Source organism: Defluviimonas sp. D31 (assembly GCF_033436765.1).
Classification (GTDB): Bacteria; Pseudomonadota; Alphaproteobacteria; order Rhodobacterales; family Rhodobacteraceae; genus Albidovulum.
The window spans coordinates 105,850-127,587 of record NZ_JAWQFN010000010.1 but is presented as its reverse complement, the minus strand read 5'-3'; the positions used below and the strand labels follow the sequence as shown (position 1 = coordinate 127,587).

General features: G+C 65.9%; 19 protein-coding genes. 8 read left to right on the top strand and 11 right to left on the bottom strand.

Going from position 1 to position 21,738, the window contains the following annotated elements; all coding sequences use genetic code 11:
* Nucleotides 1–19: 19 nt before the first annotated feature.
* The 7 genes from R5H32_RS16790 to R5H32_RS16760 form a co-directional block, all read right to left on the bottom strand.
* A complete protein-coding gene (locus tag R5H32_RS16790; protein ID WP_318339848.1) occupies nt 20–1,549 on the bottom strand; it encodes an AAA family ATPase in 1,530 nt (509 codons plus the stop codon).
* Nucleotides 1,550–1,644: 95 nt separating this feature from the next.
* A complete protein-coding gene (locus R5H32_RS16785) occupies nt 1,645–2,277 on the bottom strand; it encodes an acyl-homoserine-lactone synthase (RefSeq protein ID WP_318339847.1) in 633 nt (210 codons plus the stop codon).
* Nucleotides 2,278–2,345: 68 nt separating this feature from the next.
* The gene (locus R5H32_RS16780; protein ID WP_318339846.1) at nt 2,346–3,059 is read right to left on the bottom strand and encodes a LuxR family transcriptional regulator; all 714 of its coding nucleotides are present in this window, start codon (nt 3,057–3,059) and stop codon (nt 2,346–2,348) included.
* Entirely contained in the window at nt 3,004–3,219 is a 216-nt protein-coding gene (locus tag R5H32_RS16775) for a hypothetical protein (protein WP_318339845.1), read from the bottom strand. The genes R5H32_RS16780 and R5H32_RS16775 overlap by 56 nt, the downstream gene beginning before the upstream one ends.
* Nucleotides 3,220–3,418: 199 nt before the next feature.
* On the bottom strand, nt 3,419–4,711 hold the full coding sequence (gene ccrA / locus R5H32_RS16770; protein WP_318339844.1) for a crotonyl-CoA carboxylase/reductase: 1,293 nt from the start codon (nt 4,709–4,711) through the stop codon (nt 3,419–3,421).
* A 96-nt stretch (nt 4,712–4,807) separates the two neighbouring features.
* Entirely contained in the window at nt 4,808–6,244 is a 1,437-nt protein-coding gene (locus R5H32_RS16765) for a 1-acyl-sn-glycerol-3-phosphate acyltransferase (protein ID WP_318339843.1), read from the bottom strand.
* Nucleotides 6,245–6,289: 45 nt separating this feature from the next.
* Nucleotides 6,290–7,093, bottom strand: coding sequence for a hypothetical protein (locus tag R5H32_RS16760; RefSeq protein WP_318339842.1), 804 nt, complete (start codon nt 7,091–7,093; stop codon nt 6,290–6,292).
* A 250-nt stretch (nt 7,094–7,343) separates the two neighbouring features.
* Between R5H32_RS16760 and R5H32_RS16755 the strand changes: the two genes are divergently transcribed.
* Complete coding sequence (locus R5H32_RS16755; protein WP_318339841.1) at nt 7,344–7,970, top strand: hypothetical protein; 627 nt, start codon at nt 7,344–7,346, stop codon at nt 7,968–7,970.
* Between the two features lie 105 nt (nt 7,971–8,075).
* Here R5H32_RS16755 and R5H32_RS16750 read toward each other — a convergent pair whose 3' ends face one another.
* Nucleotides 8,076–9,404, bottom strand: a complete 1,329-nt coding sequence (locus R5H32_RS16750; RefSeq protein WP_318339840.1) for an amidohydrolase family protein — start codon at nt 9,402–9,404, stop codon at nt 8,076–8,078.
* 327 nt (nt 9,405–9,731) lie between these two features.
* Between R5H32_RS16750 and R5H32_RS16745 the strand changes: the two genes are divergently transcribed.
* The 3 genes from R5H32_RS16745 (at nt 9,732) to R5H32_RS16735 (ending at nt 12,838) form a co-directional block, all read left to right on the top strand.
* Nucleotides 9,732–11,702: a methylmalonyl-CoA mutase family protein gene (locus tag R5H32_RS16745; protein WP_318339839.1), complete on the top strand. Its 1,971-nt coding sequence runs from the start codon at nt 9,732–9,734 to the stop codon at nt 11,700–11,702.
* A gap of 83 nt (nt 11,703–11,785) precedes the next feature.
* Nucleotides 11,786–12,259: a hypothetical protein gene (locus tag R5H32_RS16740; protein ID WP_318339838.1), complete on the top strand. Its 474-nt coding sequence runs from the start codon at nt 11,786–11,788 to the stop codon at nt 12,257–12,259.
* Between the two features lie 90 nt (nt 12,260–12,349).
* Entirely contained in the window at nt 12,350–12,838 is a 489-nt protein-coding gene (locus tag R5H32_RS16735; protein ID WP_318339837.1) for a hypothetical protein, read from the top strand.
* 380 nt (nt 12,839–13,218) lie between these two features.
* Here R5H32_RS16735 and R5H32_RS16730 read toward each other — a convergent pair whose 3' ends face one another.
* Nucleotides 13,219–14,793 (bottom strand): arylsulfatase, encoded by a 1,575-nt coding sequence (locus R5H32_RS16730; RefSeq protein ID WP_318339836.1) that lies wholly within the window; start codon nt 14,791–14,793, stop codon nt 13,219–13,221.
* 103 nt (nt 14,794–14,896) lie between these two features.
* On the opposite strand from R5H32_RS16730, the gene R5H32_RS16725 reads away from it, so the two are divergent.
* Both R5H32_RS16725 and deoD read left to right on the top strand, forming a co-directional pair.
* On the top strand, nt 14,897–15,562 hold the full coding sequence (locus tag R5H32_RS16725; RefSeq protein ID WP_318339835.1) for a Crp/Fnr family transcriptional regulator: 666 nt from the start codon (nt 14,897–14,899) through the stop codon (nt 15,560–15,562).
* A gap of 283 nt (nt 15,563–15,845) precedes the next feature.
* Nucleotides 15,846–16,550 (top strand): purine-nucleoside phosphorylase, encoded by a 705-nt coding sequence (gene deoD, locus R5H32_RS16720; protein WP_318339834.1) that lies wholly within the window; start codon nt 15,846–15,848, stop codon nt 16,548–16,550.
* 15 nt (nt 16,551–16,565) lie between these two features.
* Here deoD and R5H32_RS16715 read toward each other — a convergent pair whose 3' ends face one another.
* Nucleotides 16,566–17,444 carry a LysR family transcriptional regulator gene (locus tag R5H32_RS16715; RefSeq protein ID WP_318339833.1) on the bottom strand — a complete coding sequence of 293 codons (879 nt, stop codon included), beginning with the start codon at nt 17,442–17,444 and terminating at the stop codon, nt 16,566–16,568.
* Nucleotides 17,445–17,541: 97 nt separating this feature from the next.
* On the opposite strand from R5H32_RS16715, the gene glyA reads away from it, so the two are divergent.
* Nucleotides 17,542–18,861: a serine hydroxymethyltransferase gene (gene glyA / locus R5H32_RS16710; protein ID WP_318339832.1), complete on the top strand. Its 1,320-nt coding sequence runs from the start codon at nt 17,542–17,544 to the stop codon at nt 18,859–18,861.
* A 48-nt stretch (nt 18,862–18,909) separates the two neighbouring features.
* Here glyA and R5H32_RS16705 read toward each other — a convergent pair whose 3' ends face one another.
* Nucleotides 18,910–19,776, bottom strand: coding sequence for an urea carboxylase-associated family protein (locus R5H32_RS16705; protein WP_318339831.1), 867 nt, complete (start codon nt 19,774–19,776; stop codon nt 18,910–18,912).
* A gap of 336 nt (nt 19,777–20,112) precedes the next feature.
* On the opposite strand from R5H32_RS16705, the gene R5H32_RS16700 reads away from it, so the two are divergent.
* Nucleotides 20,113–21,723 (top strand): peptide ABC transporter substrate-binding protein, encoded by a 1,611-nt coding sequence (locus R5H32_RS16700; RefSeq protein WP_318339830.1) that lies wholly within the window; start codon nt 20,113–20,115, stop codon nt 21,721–21,723.
* Nucleotides 21,724–21,738: the final 15 nt, after the last annotated feature.

Here is a 21,738-nt window from a genome sequence, read left to right as displayed (position 1 = left end):
TCGGGGCAAGATGAAGGGGTCAGGTGTCGTTCTCGGAGACCAGCGAGAGCGGCGTCGCGGCCTTCGGCAGGTCAGCGGTCGTCAGCGCCTCCGCCGGCCGGGCAAGTCGGTTGCGGACCACCCAGTGGAGCCGCGTCTCGGCGCGGGTGATGGCGACATAGGCGAGGCGCTTCCAAAGCGGAATGCCGGCCTCCATCCGCCCGGTGCGGGCGGCGACGAAGAGGTCGGGGGCGAAGACCTGGACCTCGGGCCATTGCGAGCCCTGCGCCTTGTGGATCGTCACCGCCGCGCCGTGCAGGAAGGCCGCGCCCATCGTCGCGGCGGCGGGGATGAAGGGCTCCTCCTCGTCCGGCAGCTCGATCTTGATGATCGACGCGGCGGAGACCTGCGGGTCCTCGGCGCCGATGACATGGAGTTTCGCGAAGCCCGGTTTCTTGCCGGGGCCGAGATAGATCACCTGCGCGCCCTTGATAAGCCCGCGCGCCTCGAGGTCGATGCGCTTCTTGCGGTGCTTCAAGGGCAGTTCGATCCCGTCGCAGATCAGGGGCTCGCCGGGCAGCAGCGCGTCGGGCGGCGCGCCGTAGGCGGCGCGGAAGGCCTGGATCAGCCGGATCCGCGTCTGGTTGCGCCAGACGAGCACCGGCGAGCGCGCCATCAGCCCCGACTCCACCCGCTCCGCCCAACGCACGCGGTCGTCGCGACGGGCGGCCTCGGCGACCATGCGCTCGAAGCTCTCGAAGGTCAGGTCGGGATCGGCGAGCGCATGGGCGAGGTCGAGGATCGGGTTGTCGTCCGCCTGCCGGTGGATCCGGTGCAGCGTCAGCTTCTTGCGCTCGGGCAGCTTGTCGAAGACCATCTCGCCGGACTGGCCGACCGGGGCGAGCTGGGCGGGGTCGCCGAAGAGGATCAGCGTCGGGAAGATCTCCTTCAGATCCTCGAGCTGGCGCTCGTCGAGCATCGAGGCCTCGTCGACGAAGCCGATGTCGAGCGCGTCCTCGCGCCGCTTCCAGCCGCGGATGAAGTCGGAGCCGCGCAGGCCCGCGGCGGCGAGCGCGCCGGGGATCGACTTCACCTGGTCGTGGAACGCCTTGGCGCGGTCGAGCGCGGTGTCGGTCAGCCCCTCGATCACCGGGCGCTCGCCGTTGCCGATCAGCCATTCGGCGATCTTCTCGTATTCGGGATCGTAGACCGGGGTGTAGAGGATGCGGTGGATCGTCGTCGCTGGCACGCCGCGATTGCGCAGCACGCTCGCCGCCTTGTTGGTCGGCGCGAGGATCGCGAGCGTGCGCCGCTCCTTGCGGCGCTTTCCCTCGTAATCGCCCGAGATCGTGTCGACCCCGGCCTCGGCCAGCGCCTTCGTCAGCGCCGCGAGCAGCATGGTCTTGCCCGAGCCGGCCTTGCCGATCACCGCGAGGACCGAGGGCTTTCCCGGTGCCGCCGCGGTGAGCGTTCCCTCGATGAGGTCGATCCCCGCGCCGCCGAGCACATCGGCGACGCGGTCCCAGGCCTCGGCCTGGTCGTCCGAAAAGGTAAGCGCGGGCGCCGACATGGGCGCGACCCTAGTGCGCAATCGGGCCGGGGGAAACCGCTTTTCGGGCGGCGCGCGACCGGGGCGCGAGTGCCGCGCCCGGCCGGCCGCGGGGGTCAGCCCGCCGCAGGCAGAACCCTGCGGTCGCCGCGCGCGCCGTCGAACCACGCCTGCGCCAGCTCCGGCGCGATCCCGGCCTTGCGCGCCATCCTGCAGCGGATTTCCTCGGAGAACTCCCACAGGCCGAGGCTGATCGCGTCCGCCCCCTCCCCCGTCGTGCCGAGCACCGTCGGCTGCCAGCCGAGCAGGCGGTAGATGCGGACCATGCGCGCGTCGAACACGCCGACCGCGCGCGACAGCCCGAGCCCGACGCCAAGCTGCGCGCCGCCGAGCATCAGCGCCGCCGAGACCATCGCCGGCGCCTGCTCGCCGAGGCAGAAGCGGGTGCATTCCCAGACCTTCGGATGCGCGAAGCGCCGCCCGCCCGCGAGGGCCGAGAAATGCTCGTTCACCATGGTGCGGCCAAGCGTCGGCATGAACCGCATCGAACCGCCGTGGCGGCCGTCGGGCATCTGCCACAGCACATAGGTCGGATCGAGCGCGTCGTATTCGTCCCGCTCGAAGCCCCGGGCGTCCACGCGCACGGCCCAGCCGAGCCGCTCCCGGAACTGCTTCGCGCGGTCCGAGAACATGGTGTCGCTGAGGAGCGGATAATCGGTGAGTTCTTCGCCAGTCAGGAATCGTAGCATTCTGCCCTCCATCAAGATGGAGAACGGCTTAGCGAAGCTTGGTTAATACGGGCCTAGCCGGACGGATGTCAGATCAGCACGAAGCCCTCGGCGATCGCCCGCGCCACCGCCTGGGTCGTGTTGACCGCGCCGAGCTTGAACCGCGCGCTCTCGACATAGGCGCGCAATGTATGTTCCGAGATCGCGAGGCTGTCGGCGGCCTGGGCGCGGTTCAGTCCCATGGCGAGCTTGGTCAGGGCATCGACCTCGCGCGGGCTGAGATTTTGGAGGGCGTGGTAATCGGTTCCCCGTTCGATCTCGAGAGCCTTCTGATTGATGAAATGCGCGATCAGGATCAGGTCCGCGACATGTTCGGCGGTGAATTTCCGCCAATGCTCGTCGCCGGAACGGTCGGAAACCGTGAACATCGCGAACTGGCCGTTCGGGCCACGGATCGGCACCGAGAAGCCCTGGTTGCCGACGCCCGCGTCGACCGCCTCGGCGAGGAAGGCGCGGGCCGGGCGTCCCGACCAGTCGAGAAGCTTCCAGTCGACGGGATGAAAGCGGCGGAAGCAGCCCTGGACGACCGGGTCGATGCGGGCATAGTCCTGCGCGACGTAACGCTCCACCCAATCCGCCGCGTAGGTCAGGACCGCGTATTGCTGGCCGGTGGAATTGACCGAGTGGTAGACGAAATGCGCGACCCCGTACTGGTCGCGCAGGCCGCTGACGGCGGCGCGCAGCTCGTCAAGCGTTCTCGCCTGCTGAAGCGCCGCAATACCGCCTGCCAGCCTTGTTTGCATCCAGAGCCATCCCTCCGGCCAGGGTTCCCCCAACCTGAGCGATCTCCGCCGCCGCCACGAGCGAGGTGTCGTCCAATTGCTCGGCCAGGGCCGACAACCCGTTGCCCTTGGCGAAGGCCTTGAGATCGGTCAGCACGTCTAGGATCCATTCGTATTGCATTTTCACTCTCGCGCAAGCGGATTAACTGACGGAAACTCAACCAAAGCATGCAGAGTCTTCCTTATAGAATCCTTACGATCAACTCCCCGATATTGACGGGGGCGAATCGGACAACCCGTTGATTTAGCTCGGGACGAATCGGAAACGCCCGCGCCGTGGTGTCACGGCGCGGGCGCGGATCACGTCTTGCGCCGGCGGCTCAGGCCTTGCGGCCGGCCTCAAGCGCGTCCTCGAAGGTGCGCAGGCCCGTCCTCGGCGCCTGGACCAGCACCGCCATGTTGCCCGGCTTGTGCTCGTTGCGGCGCATCTTCATATGCGCGGCCGGGATCTCGGCCCAGGGGAAGACCTCGGACATGCAGGGATCGAGCCGGCGCTCCAGCATCAGCTTGTTCGCGGCGGAGGCCTGCGCCAGATGGGCGAAATGCGAGCCCTGCAGACGCTTCTGGTGCATCCACATGTAGCGCACGTCGAAGGTGCAGTTGAAGCCCGTGGTGCCGGCGCAGATGACCACCATGCCACCCTTCTTGCATACCAGCGACGAGACCGGGAAGGTCGCCTCGCCGGGATGCTCGAACACCATGTCGACGTTGACGCCCTTGCCGGTGATGTCCCAGATCGCCTTGCCGAACTTGCGGGCCTCTTTCAGCCATGCGTTGTATTCGGGGCTGTTGACCTTGGGCAGCTGGCCCCAGCACTTGAAATCGTTGCGGTTGATCACGCCCTTGGCGCCCAGCCCCATGACGAAGTCGCGCTTGGATTCGTCGGAGATCACGCCGATGGCGTTGCCGCCCGCGGTGTTGATCAACTGGATCGCATAGGACCCCAGACCGCCCGACGCCCCCCAGACCAGCACGTTCTGGCCCGGCTGCAGATCGTGCGGCGCATGGCCGAACAGCATCCGGTAGGCGGTGGCCAGCGTCAGCGTGTAGCAGGCGGCCTCTTCCCAGGTCAGATGCTTCGGCCGCGGCATCAACTGCTGCGCCTGCACACGGGCGAACTGGGCAAACGACCCGTCGCCGGTCTCGTAGCCCCAGATCCGCTGGCTGGGCGAATACATCGGGTCGCCGCCATTGCAGTATTCGTCGTCGCCATCGTCCTGGTTGCAATGCACCACGACCTCGTCGCCGACCTTCCAGCGCTTGACCTTCTCGCCCACGGCCCAGACGATGCCCGAGGCATCCGATCCGGCGATGTGATAGTCCTGCTTGTGGACGTCAAAGGGGCTGATCGGCTCTCCGCGGCTCGCCCAGACGCCGTTGTAGTTGACGCCGGCCGCCATCACCAGAACCAGCACCTCGTTGCTGTCCAGCTTCCAGGTATCGACCACCTCGACCTGCATCGCGGTTTCGGGCTCGCCGTGGCGCTCGCGGCGGATCGCCCAGGCATACATCTGCTTCGGCACATGACCGAGGGGCGGCATCTCGCCGACCTCGTAGAGGTCTTTTTCGGGCGCGTCGTAGGGCGCGATTTCGGTCTGCGTATCCAAGGCCATCTACCTCTCCTGATGTTCTCGCCGCATTGCAGAATCAACGCGGGCTCACGTCATGGAATATGATTGGCGCAGCAACATTGCAATAGTCACGCAGCCCTATTTTGTAATTTTATGTCCCGTCCGATTTCGAATCCGGGCCGACGGGCGAAAGTCGCCCGTTTCTGATGCCGCACTTGCAGCAAGATGCTGCCGGACCGAGGCTGCATAGAAGCCGACCAGCGCGCGGTCCTTCGGCAGCACCGTGACCCTGCCCCTGGCGCAGCGGACGATCTTGCGGAGCGACAGGATCGCCAGCGCGGTCTCGAAAGCCTCGGGCACCGAGCCGTTCGGAAGCTCGAGATGGACGTCGATGGCGCGCAGCTCCGCCGCGAGCGCCTCGGCGCGGCGCAGGAGCTCGGCCCGGTCGATCTCGGTCTCATCGCCCAGCGCGGCGGTGACCAGCGGCACCGGCAGAACAGGGACGTTGCGGGCGATCCGCTCCATCAGCGCCTCGGCAAGCTCGGCGGTCACGTCCTCGTGCGGCGCCTTCAGGAACTCGGCCAGCGACAGCGGCGCGCCGAAGCTGACCGAGGCGATGCCGTATTTGCGGAACCGACGGGTCAGCATGCGGCGGAGCTGGCGCCCGACGAACATCATGCTCGACCAGACCGAGGCGCGGAAGCGGCGGACGCCGGCGGCATGGGCGGCGACCAGCACCCGGTCCTCGATGATCCGGTCATAGGCGAGCGAGACCGGCACGAACACGACATCCGGCCCGCCCTCCTGATGGCCCGAGACGATGTAGCCAAGAAGGCCGAGCTTCGGCCGCCCGACCCGCCCGTCGAGGCTGAGCCCCCCTTCCGGGAAGATCGCCTGCGTCACGCCCTCGGCCGTCGCCATCTGCACATAGCGGGCGAGCAGGCGGCGGTAGAGCAGGTTGTTCGAGCGGCGGCGGATAAAATAGGCGCCCGAGGCGCGGATCAGCCCGGAAAGCGGCCAGATCCGCGCCCATTCCCCGACCGCGTAGGACAGGGCCGAGCGGCTCGCGGCGAGATGGGTGACGAGGATGTAATCCATGTTCGAGCGATGGTTCATCACGAAGACCACCGTCGCCTTCTTGTCGATCGCGTCGAACGCGCCCTCGTCGAGCCTTCCGATGCGGACCCGGTAGACCAGCCGGGCAAGCCATTTCGTCGCCCGCGCGGCAAAGCCGAAATAGACCGTGGCCGAGAAGGCCGGCACGATCTCGCGCGCGTAGCGGCGCGCGCGCTGGTGGACGACGGTCTCGGGCTCGCCGGTCAGGGCGGCCTCGGCGGCGATCGCCTCGGCGACCTTGGGGTCGTGGACGAGCCGGACGATCATGTCGGGCCGCGCCATCAGCTTGAAGGGCTGGATCGGCCGGTCGAGCTTCGCGTTCAGCCGCGCCACCACGCGTTCCATCCGGTTGCGGAAGAACCAGCGAACGGACGGAAACAGGAAATGCGAGAAGAACGACATCGTCGCGAAGACGAGAACCACGACCAGGAGCCAGATCGGGATTTCAACGGTCGCCATCATGCCGTCCATGCCTTTCGGTCCGGCGTCGGGTCGCTGGGACCATCAGTCCGGCAAGCTCGCCGGGCTCAGGCCCATGCTCTCCAGAGCCCATATATATGTGCGTACATCGGTGCGGAAGGACCAGATGCGTCCCGAGCCGAGGTCGATGATTTCGGCGGTGACAATGCACCACAGGACACTCAGAGACACGACGACAAGCAGGTTGGAGCGACCCGATAGCCCGAACTTGTAGCCGACGGCGCCCATGCCGACGAGGTTCATGCCGAGAAGGAGCCAGATGAGCTGAGGAGGCATGACGAATCCCATCGCGAACCGCATCTCGGTGGTGGCGTCGAAGGCGTTGTTGACCGAATTCATGAGAGAGCTCGCCACCGGATCCGTCCGCGCCTCGACGATGGCGCTCACGCGGTCCCAGATGACCGACTGGAGCTCGTTCGTGCGGGTGTCGGCCGCGTCGATTGCCGGATCGTGCCTGCGGGATCCCGCAAAGATCAGCCGTTCGTTCAGGTAATCCCCCAGGGCCGAGGCCACGGCCTCTCCATCCGGCCCGCCGATGGCCTTGGCCTGAAGCCAGGCCGTGCCGACCGCGTTGGCTTCGCCCATCGCCGAAGCGAGCCGGTCGGCGTTACGGGATGTCGCCGCCGAAAGGTTGAAGGCGAGAACGAAGGCCAGAAGCCCGAGAACGCTGCCGATGACGAGGCCGGTCGTGTCATCGCCCTCGGGTTCGCTCGCGCGCTTGCGGCTGCCGGCCCGCCTGCCGAGTTCATTCATCGCCACTAGGAGCACGGCCAGTATCACGATGAACAGGATCTGGCTCTTCGCCACCAGTTCCAGAAGATCGAACATCCCCTCACCCCCTGCACGCCCCGCGCGAAGATCCGCGCCGGTCAGCGAGAGAAGATTAGCCGCAAGTCCATAGAATGGAAGCATTTCCGTTCGGGAACCTGCTGATGCCGACAGGGTGTTACCGGCCGACAATCGCGGCGCCGGCGGTGCTGGCGCCCCTATCACGCATGCGTGAGGGATCGGGCCGCCGAACCGTGCTAGCTTTTTGGCGCTTGCCGAAATCCGGGCGGAACAAAGGGAGGTATTCAGTATGTTTTCAAGGACAGCGAGCGCCATCGCGATCACGCTGGCCGCGACGGCGGCCTTCGGGCAGGACGGCACGATGAGTTTCTTCGTGACCAGCCAGAACCCCGGCACCGGCGGCAATTTCGGCGGGCTCGCTGGGGCGGACGCCCATTGCGCCGCGCTGGCCGAAGCGGCCGGCGTGGCCGGCAAGACCTGGCACGCCTATCTCTCCACCAGCGCCGAGAACGCGCGCGACCGGATCGGAACCGGCCCCTGGGTCAACGCCGCCGGCGTCACCGTCGCCGCGAACGTCGACGAGCTTCACAGCGCCGGAAACAACCTCACCAAGGACACCGCGCTCGACGAGACCGGCGCGGTGGTCAACGGCCGCGGCGACGAGCCGAACCGGCACGACATCCTCACCGGCTCGATGCCGGACGGCACCGTGGCAGAGGGCGCAACCTGCGAGGACTGGACCAGCAACGCCGAGGATACCGCCGGAATGGTCGGCCATCACGACCGCATGGGTCTCGACGACTCGGATGCCGCCAAATCGTGGAACTCCTCGCATCCCTCGCGCGGCGGCTGCGGGCTTGAAGCCTTGCGCGGCACCGGCGGCGACGGCCTGCTCTACTGCTTCGCGGTGAACTGAGCCCCGCTTCGGCGCCGGAGCGGTTCAGCGCGACTTCCCCCTTTTCAAGAAATTGCCCGGCGGAACGCATCCGCCGGGCAATCGGGAAGGTTTTGGACCCGGCGTCTACTCGATATCGTTCTTGTAGATCACGCCGTCCTTCATGATCACCTTGAAGTTTGTGTCGGGGTCGGCCACCAGATCGAGGTTTTCCAGCGGATTGCCGTCGACCAGAACGAGGTCCGCCAGCGCGCCTTCCTTCACGACGCCCAGCTCGCCGGGATAGGGATCGCGCGGCCCGCTCAGCTTAAGAAGCTGCGCATTGTCATGGGTGGCCATCTTCAACGCCTCGTAGGGCGTGTACCATTTCTTGAGCTTGGCGAGGAACTTGCCCTGTTTCTTGGCGAGTTCGGGATCGAACAGCAGGTCCGTGCCGAAGGCGGTGTTCACGTTGTACTTCTTCGCGGCGGCGACGGCGGTATCGAGTTTCGAAACCAGATCCTTGTACTTGGCCGTGCTGATCGGGCTTTCGAAGGTGAACGCGTCTTCGCCCTCGGCGTCCATGGGCTGCATGCTCCACCAGACGCCCTTCTCGGCCATCAGCTGCGCGGTTTCCTCGTCGATGAAGAAGCCGTGTTCCATGGACATGGCACCGGCCTCGACCCACATCTTGATGGCTTCCTTGGTGTTGATGTGGACCGCGACATAGGTGTTCCAGCTCTTGGCCGTGTCGACCATCGCCTTGGCTTCCTCGAACGTGTATTCGGTCACGTCGAGCGGGTCATACAGGGATGACACGCCCCCGCCGCCCATGCCTTTGATTTGGCTCGCGCCCATGCGCAAGGCTTCGCGTGTGCGCAGGATCACTTCGGGAACGCCGTTCGCGATCAGGGTGTTGCCGACCCGTTGTTGGTAATCCAGCGCGTCTCCCGGGTTAACGGGCACGTCATTGGGCCCCCGGAAATCGCCGTGCCCGGCGGTCTGGCCGATGTAGGGCCCCGAAGGATAGATGCGGGTCCCCACGACCAAGCCCTCGTCGATCGCCCGTTTCACCCCGAAACTGTTCCCGCCAACGTCTCTAACGGTCGTGAATCCGCGCATCAGCGTGTCTTCAGACTTCTTCGCCGCCCCGATATTGAGGTAGCCGAAGCTGGATCCGAGCGTATTGCTGATAGGCGACCAATTGAACATCGTGTGCCAATGGGCATCGATGAGGCCCGGCATCAGCGTCCGCCCGCCGCCGTCGATGACCGTGGCGCCGCCGGCGTCGATCGCCTCCGTCGAGACGGTCTTGATGAGATTGCCCTCGACAAGAACGTTCGCATTCTCGATGCGCTGTTCGTTCATGCCGTCGAATACATTGACATTGGTAAATAGCGTTTGCGGTTGTGCGTCTTGTGCCGCCGAGGCGGTGGCACTTGCCACAAGCGTGGCCGCAAGAAGAAGCTGCTTCATTCGGTTATCCCTTTCGATCGCGAAGGCCCGGCAAATGTACGGCCCTGCGCTAAAAAAGCGAGTTGATTTGGGTCATCTTGACGTAGCGGAATGAATCCGTTCAGAACCCGCCCGGCCCTAGGCCCGGGAGCGCAGCGTATGTAACTGATCGAACCTTCGGCTGGTCGCTTCAAAGAGGGCTGACGGGCGAGCGGCGGCGGCCTCCGTACTGCGCGACAGCACGGTTTGCGGAGAGCCGATCTTTTTGCACTGCAGCATCTGGACGCGCAACTTTATTCCGCATAGGTTGCCGAGCGAAGAACTATATTACCCCGCGAGGTGACGCCCATGTCCGACCAACCCGAGCGCGACCGGCCCTGGCTGTTCCGCACCTATGCCGGCCATTCGACGGCGGAAAAGTCGAACGCGCTCTACCGGGCGAATCTCGCCAAGGGCCAGACCGGGCTTTCGGTCGCTTTCGACCTGCCGACCCAGACCGGCTACGACAGCGACCACGAGTTGGCCAGGGGCGAGGTCGGCAAGGTCGGCGTGCCGGTCTGCCACCTCGGCGACATGCGGACCCTGTTCAGGGACATCCCGCTCGACCAGATGAACACCTCGATGACGATCAACGCCACCGCGCCGTGGCTGCTCGCGCTCTACATCGCGGTGGCCGAGGAACAGGGGGCCGATGTCGCCGCACTGCAGGGCACGGTGCAGAACGACATCATCAAGGAATACCTCTCGCGCGGGACCTACATCTGCCCGCCGAAGCCGTCCTTGAAGATGATCACCGACGTCGCGGCCTATACGGCGGAGCACCTGCCGAAATGGAACCCGATGAACGTCTGCTCCTACCACCTGCAGGAGGCGGGTGCGACGCCGGAGCAGGAGCTGGCCTTCGCGCTTGCGACCGGCATCGCGGTGCTCGACGATCTCAAGGGCAAGGTGGCACCGGACGCCTTCCCGGCGATGGTCGGCCGCATCTCGTTCTTCGTCAACGCCGGCATCCGCTTCGTCACCGAGCTGTGCAAGATGCGCGCCTTCACCGAGCTCTGGGACGAGATCTGCCTTGAGCGCTACGGCATCGCCGAGGAGAAATACCGCCGCTTCCGCTACGGCGTGCAGGTGAACTCGCTCGGCCTCACCGAGCAGCAGCCGGAGAACAACGTCTACCGCATCCTCCTCGAAATGCTCGCGGTGACGCTCTCGAAGAACGCCCGCGCCCGCGCGGTGCAGCTTCCCGCCTGGAACGAGGCCCTCGGCCTGCCCCGCCCCTGGGACCAGCAATGGTCGTTGCGGATGCAGCAGATCCTCGCCTACGAGACCGACCTTCTCGAATACGGCGACCTCTTCGACGGCAACCCGGCGATCACCGCGAAGGTCGAGGCGCTGAAGGCGGGCGCGCGCGACGAGCTGAAGACGCTCGACGGCATGGGCGGCGCGATCGCGGCGATCGAATACATGAAGTCGCGGCTGGTGGAGTCGAATGCCGCACGGCTCAGCCGGATCGAGGCAGGCGAGACCGTGGTCGTCGGCGTCAACCGCTGGCGCGAGGGCGAGGCCTCGCCGCTGACGGCCGGCGACGGCTCGATCCTGACGGTCGACCCCGCGGTCGAGGTCGACCAGGTGGCGCGTCTCAACGACTGGCGCGCTTCGCGCGACGAGGGCGAGGTGGACGCAGCGCTGGCCGCGCTTCGCGCGGCAGCGACTGCGGGGGAAAACGTCATGCCCGCCTCGGTCGCCTGCGCGAAAGCCGGCGTCACCACCGGCGAATGGGCCGGCGTGATGCGCAGGGTCCACGGCGAATACCGCGGCCCGACCGGCGTGTCGAAGAGCCCGTCGAACCGCACCGAGGGGCTCGACGAGATCCGCGACGCGGTGGATACCGTGTCGAAGCGGCTCGGGCGGCGGCTCAAGTTCCTCGTCGGCAAGCCCGGCCTCGACGGCCATTCGAACGGCGCCGAGCAGATCGCCGCGCGGGCGCGCGACTGCGGCATGGACATCAGCTACGAGGGCATCCGCCTCACCCCCGCCGAGATCGTCGCGGCGGCGGCCGAGGCCGAGGCGCATGTCGTCGGCCTGTCGGTGCTGTCGGGCTCGCACCTGCCGCTGATGGCCGAGGTGATGGAGCGGATGCGCGCGGCGGGGCTCGCGCATGTCCCGGTCGTGGTCGGCGGGATCATCCCCGAGGAGGATGCCGCGCAGCTTCGCGAGATGGGCGTGGCGCGGGTCTATACCCCGAAGGACTTCGAGCTGAACCGGATCATGTTCGACATCGTGGCGCTCGCCGAACCGAAGGCGGTCGCGGCGGAGTGACGCCGCGTCTGGCCTGACGCGACGCGAGGATTGCCTTCGGCGCTGGCCTGACGGACAAAGACCGCATTGAACCGGAGGTTTCCATGCACTCGTTTTCCGCCCATGCCGCCTGCCTCGCCGCGCTCCTCAGCGCCCTTCCCGCCGCGGCGCAGGACCTCGCCGACCTGCCGCCCGAATTCCGCGACCGGATCGAGGCTGCGCGCGCCGACTGCGCCGGCTTCGACAACGGCGTGCTATCGGTCGATTGGGGCGCGGTGTCGCGGCCCGATCTCGACGGTGACTTCAACCCGGACTGGGCGCTTGATGAATTCCGGCTCGCATGCTCGACGGCGGTGAGCCTCTTTTGCGGCACCGGCGGCTGCACCACGACCTTCAAGGTCGGCGACACCGTCACGACGATCCTGAACAAGGGCTGGGATCTCGCCTTGATGAACACCGGCCCGGTGCTTCTGGCGCAGGTTCACGGCTCCGAATGCGGCGGGACCAACCTCAACCGCTGCGTCGTCGCGCTGACCTGGGACGAGGGGCGCTGGAACCGGGTGGGCGGCGCCGAATAGCCCCCCGAACCGGCCACGCCCGGCATCGTGGCGCTTGCCGAACCGAAGCCGGTCGCGGCAGAGTGAGCGGGTCACGAGCCGGAGGACCAAATGCCCTTGCAAGCCCGCGCGTTTCCCGACTATGCGGCAGCACTTCTGTCCGCCTACGAAGAAGAGGTGTCGGGCGAAGCCTATTTCGCAGCACTCGCCGGGATGCACTTGGGCCGCGCGCGCGACGCGCTCACGCTTATGGCGGAAATGGAGCGGGCGACGGCGCGGGCGCTCGAACCGCTGCTCGAAGCCGCGGATGTGCGTCCCGCGGACCGCCCGGCGCTTTTCGAAGAAGGCCGCGCCGAGGCACGGGACCTCGCCGGCCGGGACTGGCACGACCTCCTCACCGAGATGCGCGACGACTACGGCGCCTATGTCGCGGAATTCGAGGTGGTCCGCGCCGGCGCGCCCGAAGCCCTCAGGCACCACGCCGACCTGCTCGTCGCGCACGAGGTGGCGATCATCGACCACGCACGGGCCGAACTGGCCGGCGACCCGGACAGCCTCGCGCCGCTCCGGCGCTACCTCGCGCAAGCCAAGAGCGTCTGACCCCGCGCGCCCCGGCCTTCGGGCGCGCTTCAATGGCGAGACCGGACACGCCCCTCCCAGTCGGCGTCGGCCCGGTCGAGACCGCCGAACCCATCCTGATGCCGCCCAGCTGAGGAGACAGGCGCGGCGGGTCCAGACCCCGAAGGATACGCGCTGAACCGGATCACGCTCGAAAAAGTGGCGCGTGCCGAACCGAAGCCGGTAACGGCCAAGTTACGGCTTTCCGGCATCGGCCCTGACCAGGCCGGATGGGCGGTTTCGAGCTCGATTCAGCCGATGAGAGAACCCTTGCCTCCCGGGCGCCAATTGACTCAAGCCATTGTTTTCGTTTCATAATATCCCGGCGCCGATTGTGGTCAACGCCGGGAAGTGTGTCGTTACTATTGCAAAGACTTGCTCAGGAAATCCTCGACCACGTTGGACATGTCGAAGGACGCGCCGCCCTGAACCGGCGGGTAGTCGGCGAGCGTCTGAAGGTGCTGGGTCAGAAGCACGTTCATTGGCTGGAACAGCCAGGAGACCTTCTGGATCAGGTGACCGAAGGAATCCGTACTGTCGTAGCTCTCGAACGGGTCCATGCGCAGATTGAACACTCGCGGCATCGAATGCGCGACGATGTCACCGTAGTAGTCCTCACGGGTGATGAAGTGGAATTTCCACGGACCCATCCTGACGGCTGCCAAGGTTCCTTCGTAATAGTGGAAGATGTGGTTGCGGTTGGAGTGATCCTGCTCGCCCTTCCAGTAGGCGAGGTTGTTCACGCCGTCGATGTATTGCTGCTTTTCTTCCATGACCTCTGCGGCAACGTCCTCGATGCCTGCAGCAGCGGCCAAAGTCGTGAACATGTCCTGGTGGCCTTGAATGCCGTTCAGCGTCTCTCCCTCCGGCAGAACGCCGGGCCACCGGACCATAGAGATGACCCGCACTCCGCCTTCATAGGTGGTCATCTTTTCGCCTCTGAACGGCGTTGTTGCGCCATGCGGCCACGAGGAATGTTCCGGCCCGTTGTCGGTCGAGTACCATACGATGGTGTTTTCGGCCAAACCCTGGGCTTCCAGCCAGTCGAGAACCAAGCCAATGTCGTGATCATGCTGGAGCATGCCAGAGCCGTGGTAGTCGGCCTCTGTGGTGTAGGTTTCGGCGGCGTACCTCCATTCCTCGTTGAGGCGGGTGTAAAGATGCATCCGGCTGGTGTTGAGCCAGACGAAGAATGGCTCGCCTGCTTCCTGGGCATTCTTCATGAAATCTTCGGCCAGCGGGATGACCTCGGCTGCGTCGAAGTTCTTCATCCGCTCCTGAGTGAGCGGCCCGGTATCCTCGATAGTCTGCTTGCCTATCTTGCCGAAACGCGGCTGCTCCGTCGGATCGTCCGTTTCCGAGGCGAAGCTGTGGATGACGCCACGGGTGCCGAATTGCGCCTCGTACTCCTCCAATGAACCCGAGAACGCCTCGCCGAAGAGCTGGTAGTCACGCTGCTCGGCCTCTTCTTGCGTGTTGAGGTGATAGAGGTTGCCGAAGAACTCGTCGAAGCCATGGACGGTGGGCAGGTGCTCGTTGCGGTCGCCAAGGTGGTTCTTGCCGAAATGCCCGGTACGATACCCGATCTGCTTTAACTCTTCAGCAAGTGTGGGCGACGCGGCCTGAAGACCAAGCGGCGAGCCGGGCTGGCCCACGGTCGTCATGCCTGAGCGGATCGGGTACTGGCCGGTGAGAAACGCGGCACGTCCGGCGGTGCAAGAGGGTTGGGCGTAGTGATCGGTGAAGCGGATGCCTTCCTCGGCGATTCGGTCGATATTGGGCGTGGTGTAACCCATCGTGCCCATTCCGTAGGCCGAGACGTTCTGCCACCCAATGTCGTCCCCCCAGATGACGAGAATGTTGGGCTTTTCTTGACCGAAAGCCGCACCAACCAAGATAGCTGTGCAAGCCCCCGCTAGTGCCAAAGGTCGTATCATGGTTTTCTCTCCCTGTTCGCTTCTGCCTAGGCAGATACGATTCAGATTACAGAAAAGATCACTGAACATTGGGTCGGAACGGACAAATGCCTGAGGTTTTCGGATGATCGTGGATGTTCTAAGGACCAAGGGCTGGCTGTCGCTTCAGTGCGCGGCAGTACAAGATGCCATTCTCAGCGTGGGACGCGCACAGACCTTCGAAGCAGGTACAACGATATTTTCGGTCGGAGACCCGGCTGGTGGCTGTTATGCGATCATCGAGGGTCAGATCGCCGTGACCGTATCTGAAAACCCTTCAGGACCGAAAATTGCGCATCTGGCGCAGCCGGGTACGTGGTATGGAGAAGGGGCGTTTATGACGCGGGGGACACGCATTGTTGGCCTCGAAGCCGTCGTGCCCAGTATCTTGTTTCACCTGCCGCTTGTAGCCATGGACAGGCTTGCTGCCAAAGATCCGGAGTGGATCAGGCGGTTTGCTCAGATGCTTATGGCTAACACCGGACTCGCCCTGCAAGCGGTTGATGATCTCCTCATAAAGGATCCATCTCGACGGGTGGCCGCAGTACTGATCCGTTGTATTGGGTGGGATGCAGAGCACGGATCCCTCAACATTTCCCAAGCAGAACTCGGGCACTTGTCCAACGTCTCCCGCAAAGTCGTAAATCGCTTGCTAGGCGAATACGCGCAGCGAGGGTGGCTCATCACATCTTACAACAGGATTGAGGTCACCAACGTCCGGGCGCTCGCGGCACACGCACAAGGGAAATAGCCGTATGATGCCGTTCATCTATGCAGGGATCTAGTGCTCTGGCTGCAAAGGAGAACAACGGCAGCTTCATCCCCCAAACCCGACACCTCATCCCTCAGCTGATAGCGCGGATGTCGGGACGGATGCCATACGCGGACCCGACGGATGCGGTACGCATTGCACACGCGGATTTTCAAGCAAATCCAACTTCTTGCCGCTCTCCCCGCAGTCGAAGGCACGCCCCCCATTAACCTTCCCGCAACCCGAGCCTATACTTCGCGGACACCGAACCGACGAGGGCTCCATGACCATCCATATCGGCGCGAAACCCGGCGAGATCGCCGAAACCGTCCTGATGCCGGGCGACCCCTACCGGGCGAAATGGGCGGCCGAGACGTTCCTCAAGGACGCCGTCTGCGTCAACCAGGTGCGCGGCATGCTCGGCTTCACCGGCACCTGGAACGGCCACCGGGTGACGATCCAGGGCTCCGGCATGGGGATGCCGTCGCTGTCGATCTATGCCAATGAACTCATTAGGGAATATGGCGCGAAGACCCTGATCCGGATCGGCTCGGCCGGGGCAATGCTCGACGCGGTGAAGCTGCGCGACGTCGTGATCGCGATGACCGCCTCGACCATCTCCACCCCCTCGCGCGGCTTCTTCAAGGAGATGCAGTTCGCGCCAGCGGCCGATTTCGGCCTTCTCGAACGCGCCGTCGCGGCGGCGCGGGCGAAGGGGACGCGCATCCATGTCGGCGGCATCTATTCGGCCGACGTCTTCTACGACGAACGCCCCGACCTGACCGAGATTCTGGCCCGCCACGGCGTGCTCGCCGTCGAGATGGAGGCGGCCGAGCTCTATACCGTCGCCGCGCGGCACGGCGCCCGCGCGCTCGCGGTGCTCACGGTGTCGGACCACCTCCTCACCCATGAGGCTCTGCCTTCCGAAGACCGGGAACGCAGCTTCGGCGACATGGTCGAGATCGCGCTCGGGGCGGCCTTCGGCTGAACCGGCAGCAGGTCGTCAGCCGCCGGGCCGCGCCAGCCAGTCGGCCACTCGCGCCGCCGGGCTGCCGGGGCGGTGCGGCCGGGCCGACCAGAGCGCGAGGTCGCGCCCGAGCCGCAGCCGCGGCCCGAACGGAGCGACGAGGGCCCCGCTTTCCAGATGCCGCGCCACCAGCGCGCCGTGCCCCATGAGAACGCCCGCGCCGTTCACGGCCTCCTCGATCGCCAGCGCATAGAGCGAGAAGATCGGCCCCTCCGGCGCGAAACCCGCCCCGGGCAAGGTGGCCTCGGCCCAGATGCGCCAGTCCTCCGCCCATACGCTGTCGGTGAGGCACGGCACATCGGCGAGGTCTTCCGGCCGGGCGAGCCGCGCGGCCAGCGACGGGGCGCAGACCGGGAAGATCTCGTCGGGCGCAAGCGCCCTGCCCTCGCCCTCGGGCCGGTAGAAGAGGTTGAGGTCGAAGGGCGCGCGCTTCAGGTCCGGCGGCTCCTCCATCGCGGTGATGGAGATGGTGATCTCGGGCGCCGCGGCGCGGAGCGCCGGCAGCCGGGGCGAGAGCCAGAGCTGCGCGATCGCCGGCAGGGTCGCGATATGGACGGTGTCTGGCGACGCCTCGGCCCGGAGTGCCTGTACCGCGAGGCCGAGCCGGTCGAAAGCCTCGGTGAAATCCGGCAGCACCCGGTACCCAAGTGCCGAGAGCCGCACGCCCTTTGCGTGGCGTTCGAAGAGCGCCGCGCCAAGCCCGTCCTCCAGCGCCTTCACATGCGCCGCGACCGCACCCGGCGTGACGCCCAGTTCCTCGGCCGCCGCCGCGAAGCCACCGAGCCGCGCCGCCGCCTCGAAGGCGCGAAGCGCGTTGAGCGGCGGGGCTTTCGGGCGGGGCGGGGCGACGGGCATCTGAGGCTCACTTTTTCTACGCCTAAGTTTTCGCAAATCTGGTTTGCGCGGGCAAGGCCGCTCTGCTCGACTGGCTCCAGTCACAAGGAGACACATCATGGCCCATCTCGCCCATCGACCCTGGGTTCCCGCCGCCTGCGAGGCGCTGATCCAGCGCCATGCCGAGGCCACCGCCGCGCCGTCGGCCGAGGTCGCGGCCCGGATCGACGGGCTGATCGCGCGCAACGCCGAGATCCACGACCGCGACTGCTTCAACCTCAACCCCGCGACCAATGTCATGAATCCGGCCGCCGAGGCGGTGCTGGCGCGGGGGCTCGGCACCCGCCCCTCGCTCGGCTATCCGGGCGACAAGTACGAGATGGGGCTCGAGGCGATCGAGGAGATCGAGGTCATCTGCGCCGAGCTGACCGCCGAGATCTTCGGGGCGCGCTACGCCGAGATCCGGGTGTTCTCGGGCGCGATGGCCAACCTCTACGGGTTCATGGCGCTGACGAAGCCCGGCGACGCGATCATCGCGCCGCCCGCGTCCGTCGGCGGCCATGTCACCCATCACGGCGCCGGCTGCGCCGGGCTCTACGGGCTCGTTACCCATGCCGCACCGGTCGACGCAGACGGCTACACGCTCGATCTCGACGGGCTGCGGGCGCTGGCGCGGAAGGTGAAACCGAAGCTGATCACGGTGGGCGGCTCGCTCAATCTCTTCGAGCATCCCGTGGCCGAGGTCCGCGCCATCGCCGACGAGGTCGGCGCGAAGGTCATGTTCGATGCCGCGCATCAATGCGGGATCATCGCAGGCCGGGCCTGGAGAAACCCGCTCGCCGAGGGCGCGCATCTGATGACGATGTCGACCTACAAGAGCCTCGGCGGCCAGGCCGGAGGGCTGATCGTGACGAACGATGCGGAGATTGCCGAGCGGCTCGACGCGATCGCGTTTCCAGGGATGACCGCGAATTTCGACGCCGGGAGGGTGGCGGCGCTGGCGCTGGCGCTGCTCGACTGGCGCGAGTTCGGCGCCGCCTATGCGGCGAAGATGATCGCCGTCGCGCGGGCGCTGGCCGAGGCTCTTGCCGCGGAGGGGCTGCCGGTTTTCGCCGCGGCGCGCGGCCACACCGCCTCGCACCAGTTCGCGGTCGAGGCGGCCGCCTTCGGCGGAGGCCAGGCGGCGTCGAAACTGTTGCGGAAGGCCGGGTTCCTCGCTTGCGGCATCGGCCTGCCGCTCGCCGACGTGCCGGGCGACCTGAACGGGCTCCGGATCGGCACGCCGGAACTCGTGCGCCGCGGCGTGACCGAGGCCGATGCGGGCGAGCTTGCGCGGCTGATCGCGGCGGGGCTTCGGGCGAATGATCCGGCGGCGCTCGCGGGCGAGGTGGCGGCGTTGCGGCGCGGCTTCACGGGGCTGCACTATGTGAGGACGTAAGGACCGGGGCGCTGCCCCGGGCCCCGGGATGTGTTTCGCAAGATGAAGTCAGAGGCCGTGGCTGCGGTCGTAGCCATTGGGTTCTGGCCCGGCCCATCCGTCCAGCGCCGCGGGATCGGGGCGTAGGATCTCCACCCGGAGCGGGTGGCAGGCGGCGCTGTCGGAGGAATGCTGGGCCGAGCAGTCGCCGCCCGGACAGGCAGAGAGGGCGCCGAGAAGGTCGATCTCGGCGAAGAACTCGATGTAGTCGCCAGGGCGCACGGGCGAGGCCTTCATGAAGTACTGCCCGGTGTCGCGGGTGAAGCCGGTGCACATGAAGACATTGAGGACGTCGTGGACATGCGCCTCGGCCTCGCGGAGCGGCAGGCCGGTCTCGGCCGCGAGCGCGCGGGTGAGGTTCGAATGGCAGCAATGGTGGTACTGGCCGCCGTGGCTCAGGAGGTTGTGCGTGTAGGGATCGCAGCGCGTGCCGATCACGTCATGAACCGCGCCGCCGAAGTCGTCGAAGCCGTACCAGTCGAGCGTGTCGTGGGTGATCGTCGCCATCGGCCTCAGATGCGGGAAAGAGGTCCACATGCGGTCGCCGGTGGACAGGTGTGTGCCGTGGAGCGCCCGTGTCTTGCCGGAGTAGAAGCGCTCCGAGAGGTCGCCCGCGTTCCACAGGTTGAGGTCGCCGACCTGCGGCCCCTCAACCGAGTGGATGCGGAAGACATGGCCCGCCGGCACCCGGAAACAGGCGGCCTCGCGCGGCGGGACCAGAACCTCTCCGACGGGCGTGAGCCCAGAACGCAACGCGCGGTAGCGCGCCATGTCAGGGGCGGGCAAGGTGTCCGGCGGATAGCAGATCACCGGACGAATGCCGCGGCGGCTTTCGGCATCGCCGGGGGCCTCTGTTTCTGGGCGCTGAAGCTTCATCGGGATCCTCCTGTCGCGCCGAGACTGGTCGCGCCGTGCGGCCCGGTCAAGCACCCCGGCGCCGATTCGCGCAGGCTGGCGGACGCAAGATTGTTTGCCGCAGAGCCGGTCCGGCGTCATTATTTTGCCGGGCGCCCCGGCAATTCGCAGGCTCTCCCCGGCTGGATGCATGGCGCTTCCGGCGATATGTCGCAAACGCTCGTCAGGTTGACGCGACGTACCCGTTTCGTACCGACGCATTGATCTTGTGCGGTAAAATGCCGGGACTAGGCTTTGCCCACATTGCGCGCAGTGCGCATGAACAAAAAACATCCAACAGCAGGAGGCGTTCAAAAGATGAACAAGCTGCTTCTCACCACGGCCCTAAGCTTCGGCCTCGCCCTTCCGGCGATCGCCGCGACCCCGCAAGCCGGCGAAACGCTCGCCGAGAACCAGGAATACAGCTACCGTCTGCTCGACGCGATCAAGTCGATGGACCCCCAGATCAACACCGACGTCGAGGGCTCGGGCATCATGCGCTCGCTCTTCGAGGGGCTTTACAACGAGGACCAGGAGGGCGTCCTGGTGCCGGGCGTGGCGACCAGCTACGAACTTTCGGACGACAAGACGACCTACACCTTCCATCTGCGCGACAACGCCAAGTGGTCGAACGGCGACCCGGTCACCGCGGCGGATTTCGTCTATGCCTGGAAGCGCCTCGCCGATCCCGCGACCGCCTCGGAATACGCCTGGTACATCGAGCTGATGCAGATCGTGAATGCCTCGGAAGTCGTGGCGGGAGAGAAGCCGGTCGATGAGCTCGGCGTGACGGCGGTCGACGATCACACGCTCGAAGTGAAGATCACTGCGCCCTTGCCGTATTTTCCGAAGATGCTGACCCACGCCTCCGTCTTTCCGGTCAACCAGAAGGTGATCGAGGCCGGCGGCGACAAGTGGACCGAGCCGGGCAACCTCGTCGGCAACGGCGCCTATGTGCTGAAGGAGCATATTCTCGGCGAGAAGGTCGTGATGGAGCGCAATCCCATGTACTGGGACGACGCGAACACCGTGATCACCAAAGCGACCGCGCTGACGATCAACGACGAGAACGCGGCGCTCACGCGCTACCTTGCCGGTGAACTTGACCGGACCGACGTGCCGGCCGGTCAGTATCCGCGGCTCTCGGCCGAATATCCGGCCGAGGCGATCTCGGTCCCGCAGTCCTGCTCCTACATCTACATGTTCAACCTGGACAAGGAGAAGGGCCCCGAGGCGCTGCAAGATATCCGCGTGCGCAAGGCGCTCTCCTACGCCATCGACCGCGACATCGTCGTCAACAACATCCTGCAGGGTGGCCAGGCGCCGTCCTACAACTGGACCCACGCCGCGACCGAGGGCTTCGAGATGCCCGAGATCGACTACGCGTCCTGGAGCCAGGCGGACCGCACCGCGAAGGCCGTGGAGCTGCTCGCCGAGGCCGGCTATGGCCCGGACAACCCGCTCAACCTCACCCTGAACTACAACACCTCGGAAGCGCACAAGAAGATCGCGATCGCGGTCCAGCAGTTCTGGAAAGCCGTCGGCGTCAACCTCACGCTCAACAACATGGAGTGGAAGGTTCACACCGACAAGATGCAGAACCAGGACTTCGAGATCGCCCGCTACGCCTGGTGTGGCGACTACAACGAGGCTTCGACCTATCTCGACCTCTTCACTTCCTACTCGGGCCACAACAACGGCAAGTTCTTCTCGGAGGAGTACGACAACCTGATGAAGGAGTCGAAGACGGCCGAGAACCCGGCGCCGCTCTACAAGGAGGCGGAGCAGATCCTCGCCAACGAGATGCCCTTCGCGCCGATCTACCAGTACACCAAGGTCGAGATGATCAAGCCCGACATCAAGGGCGCGGGTCTGACGAACCTGATGCAGAACTGGTACCTCAAGGATATGTACCGCGTCGCCAACTGAGCGATACTGGGGGCG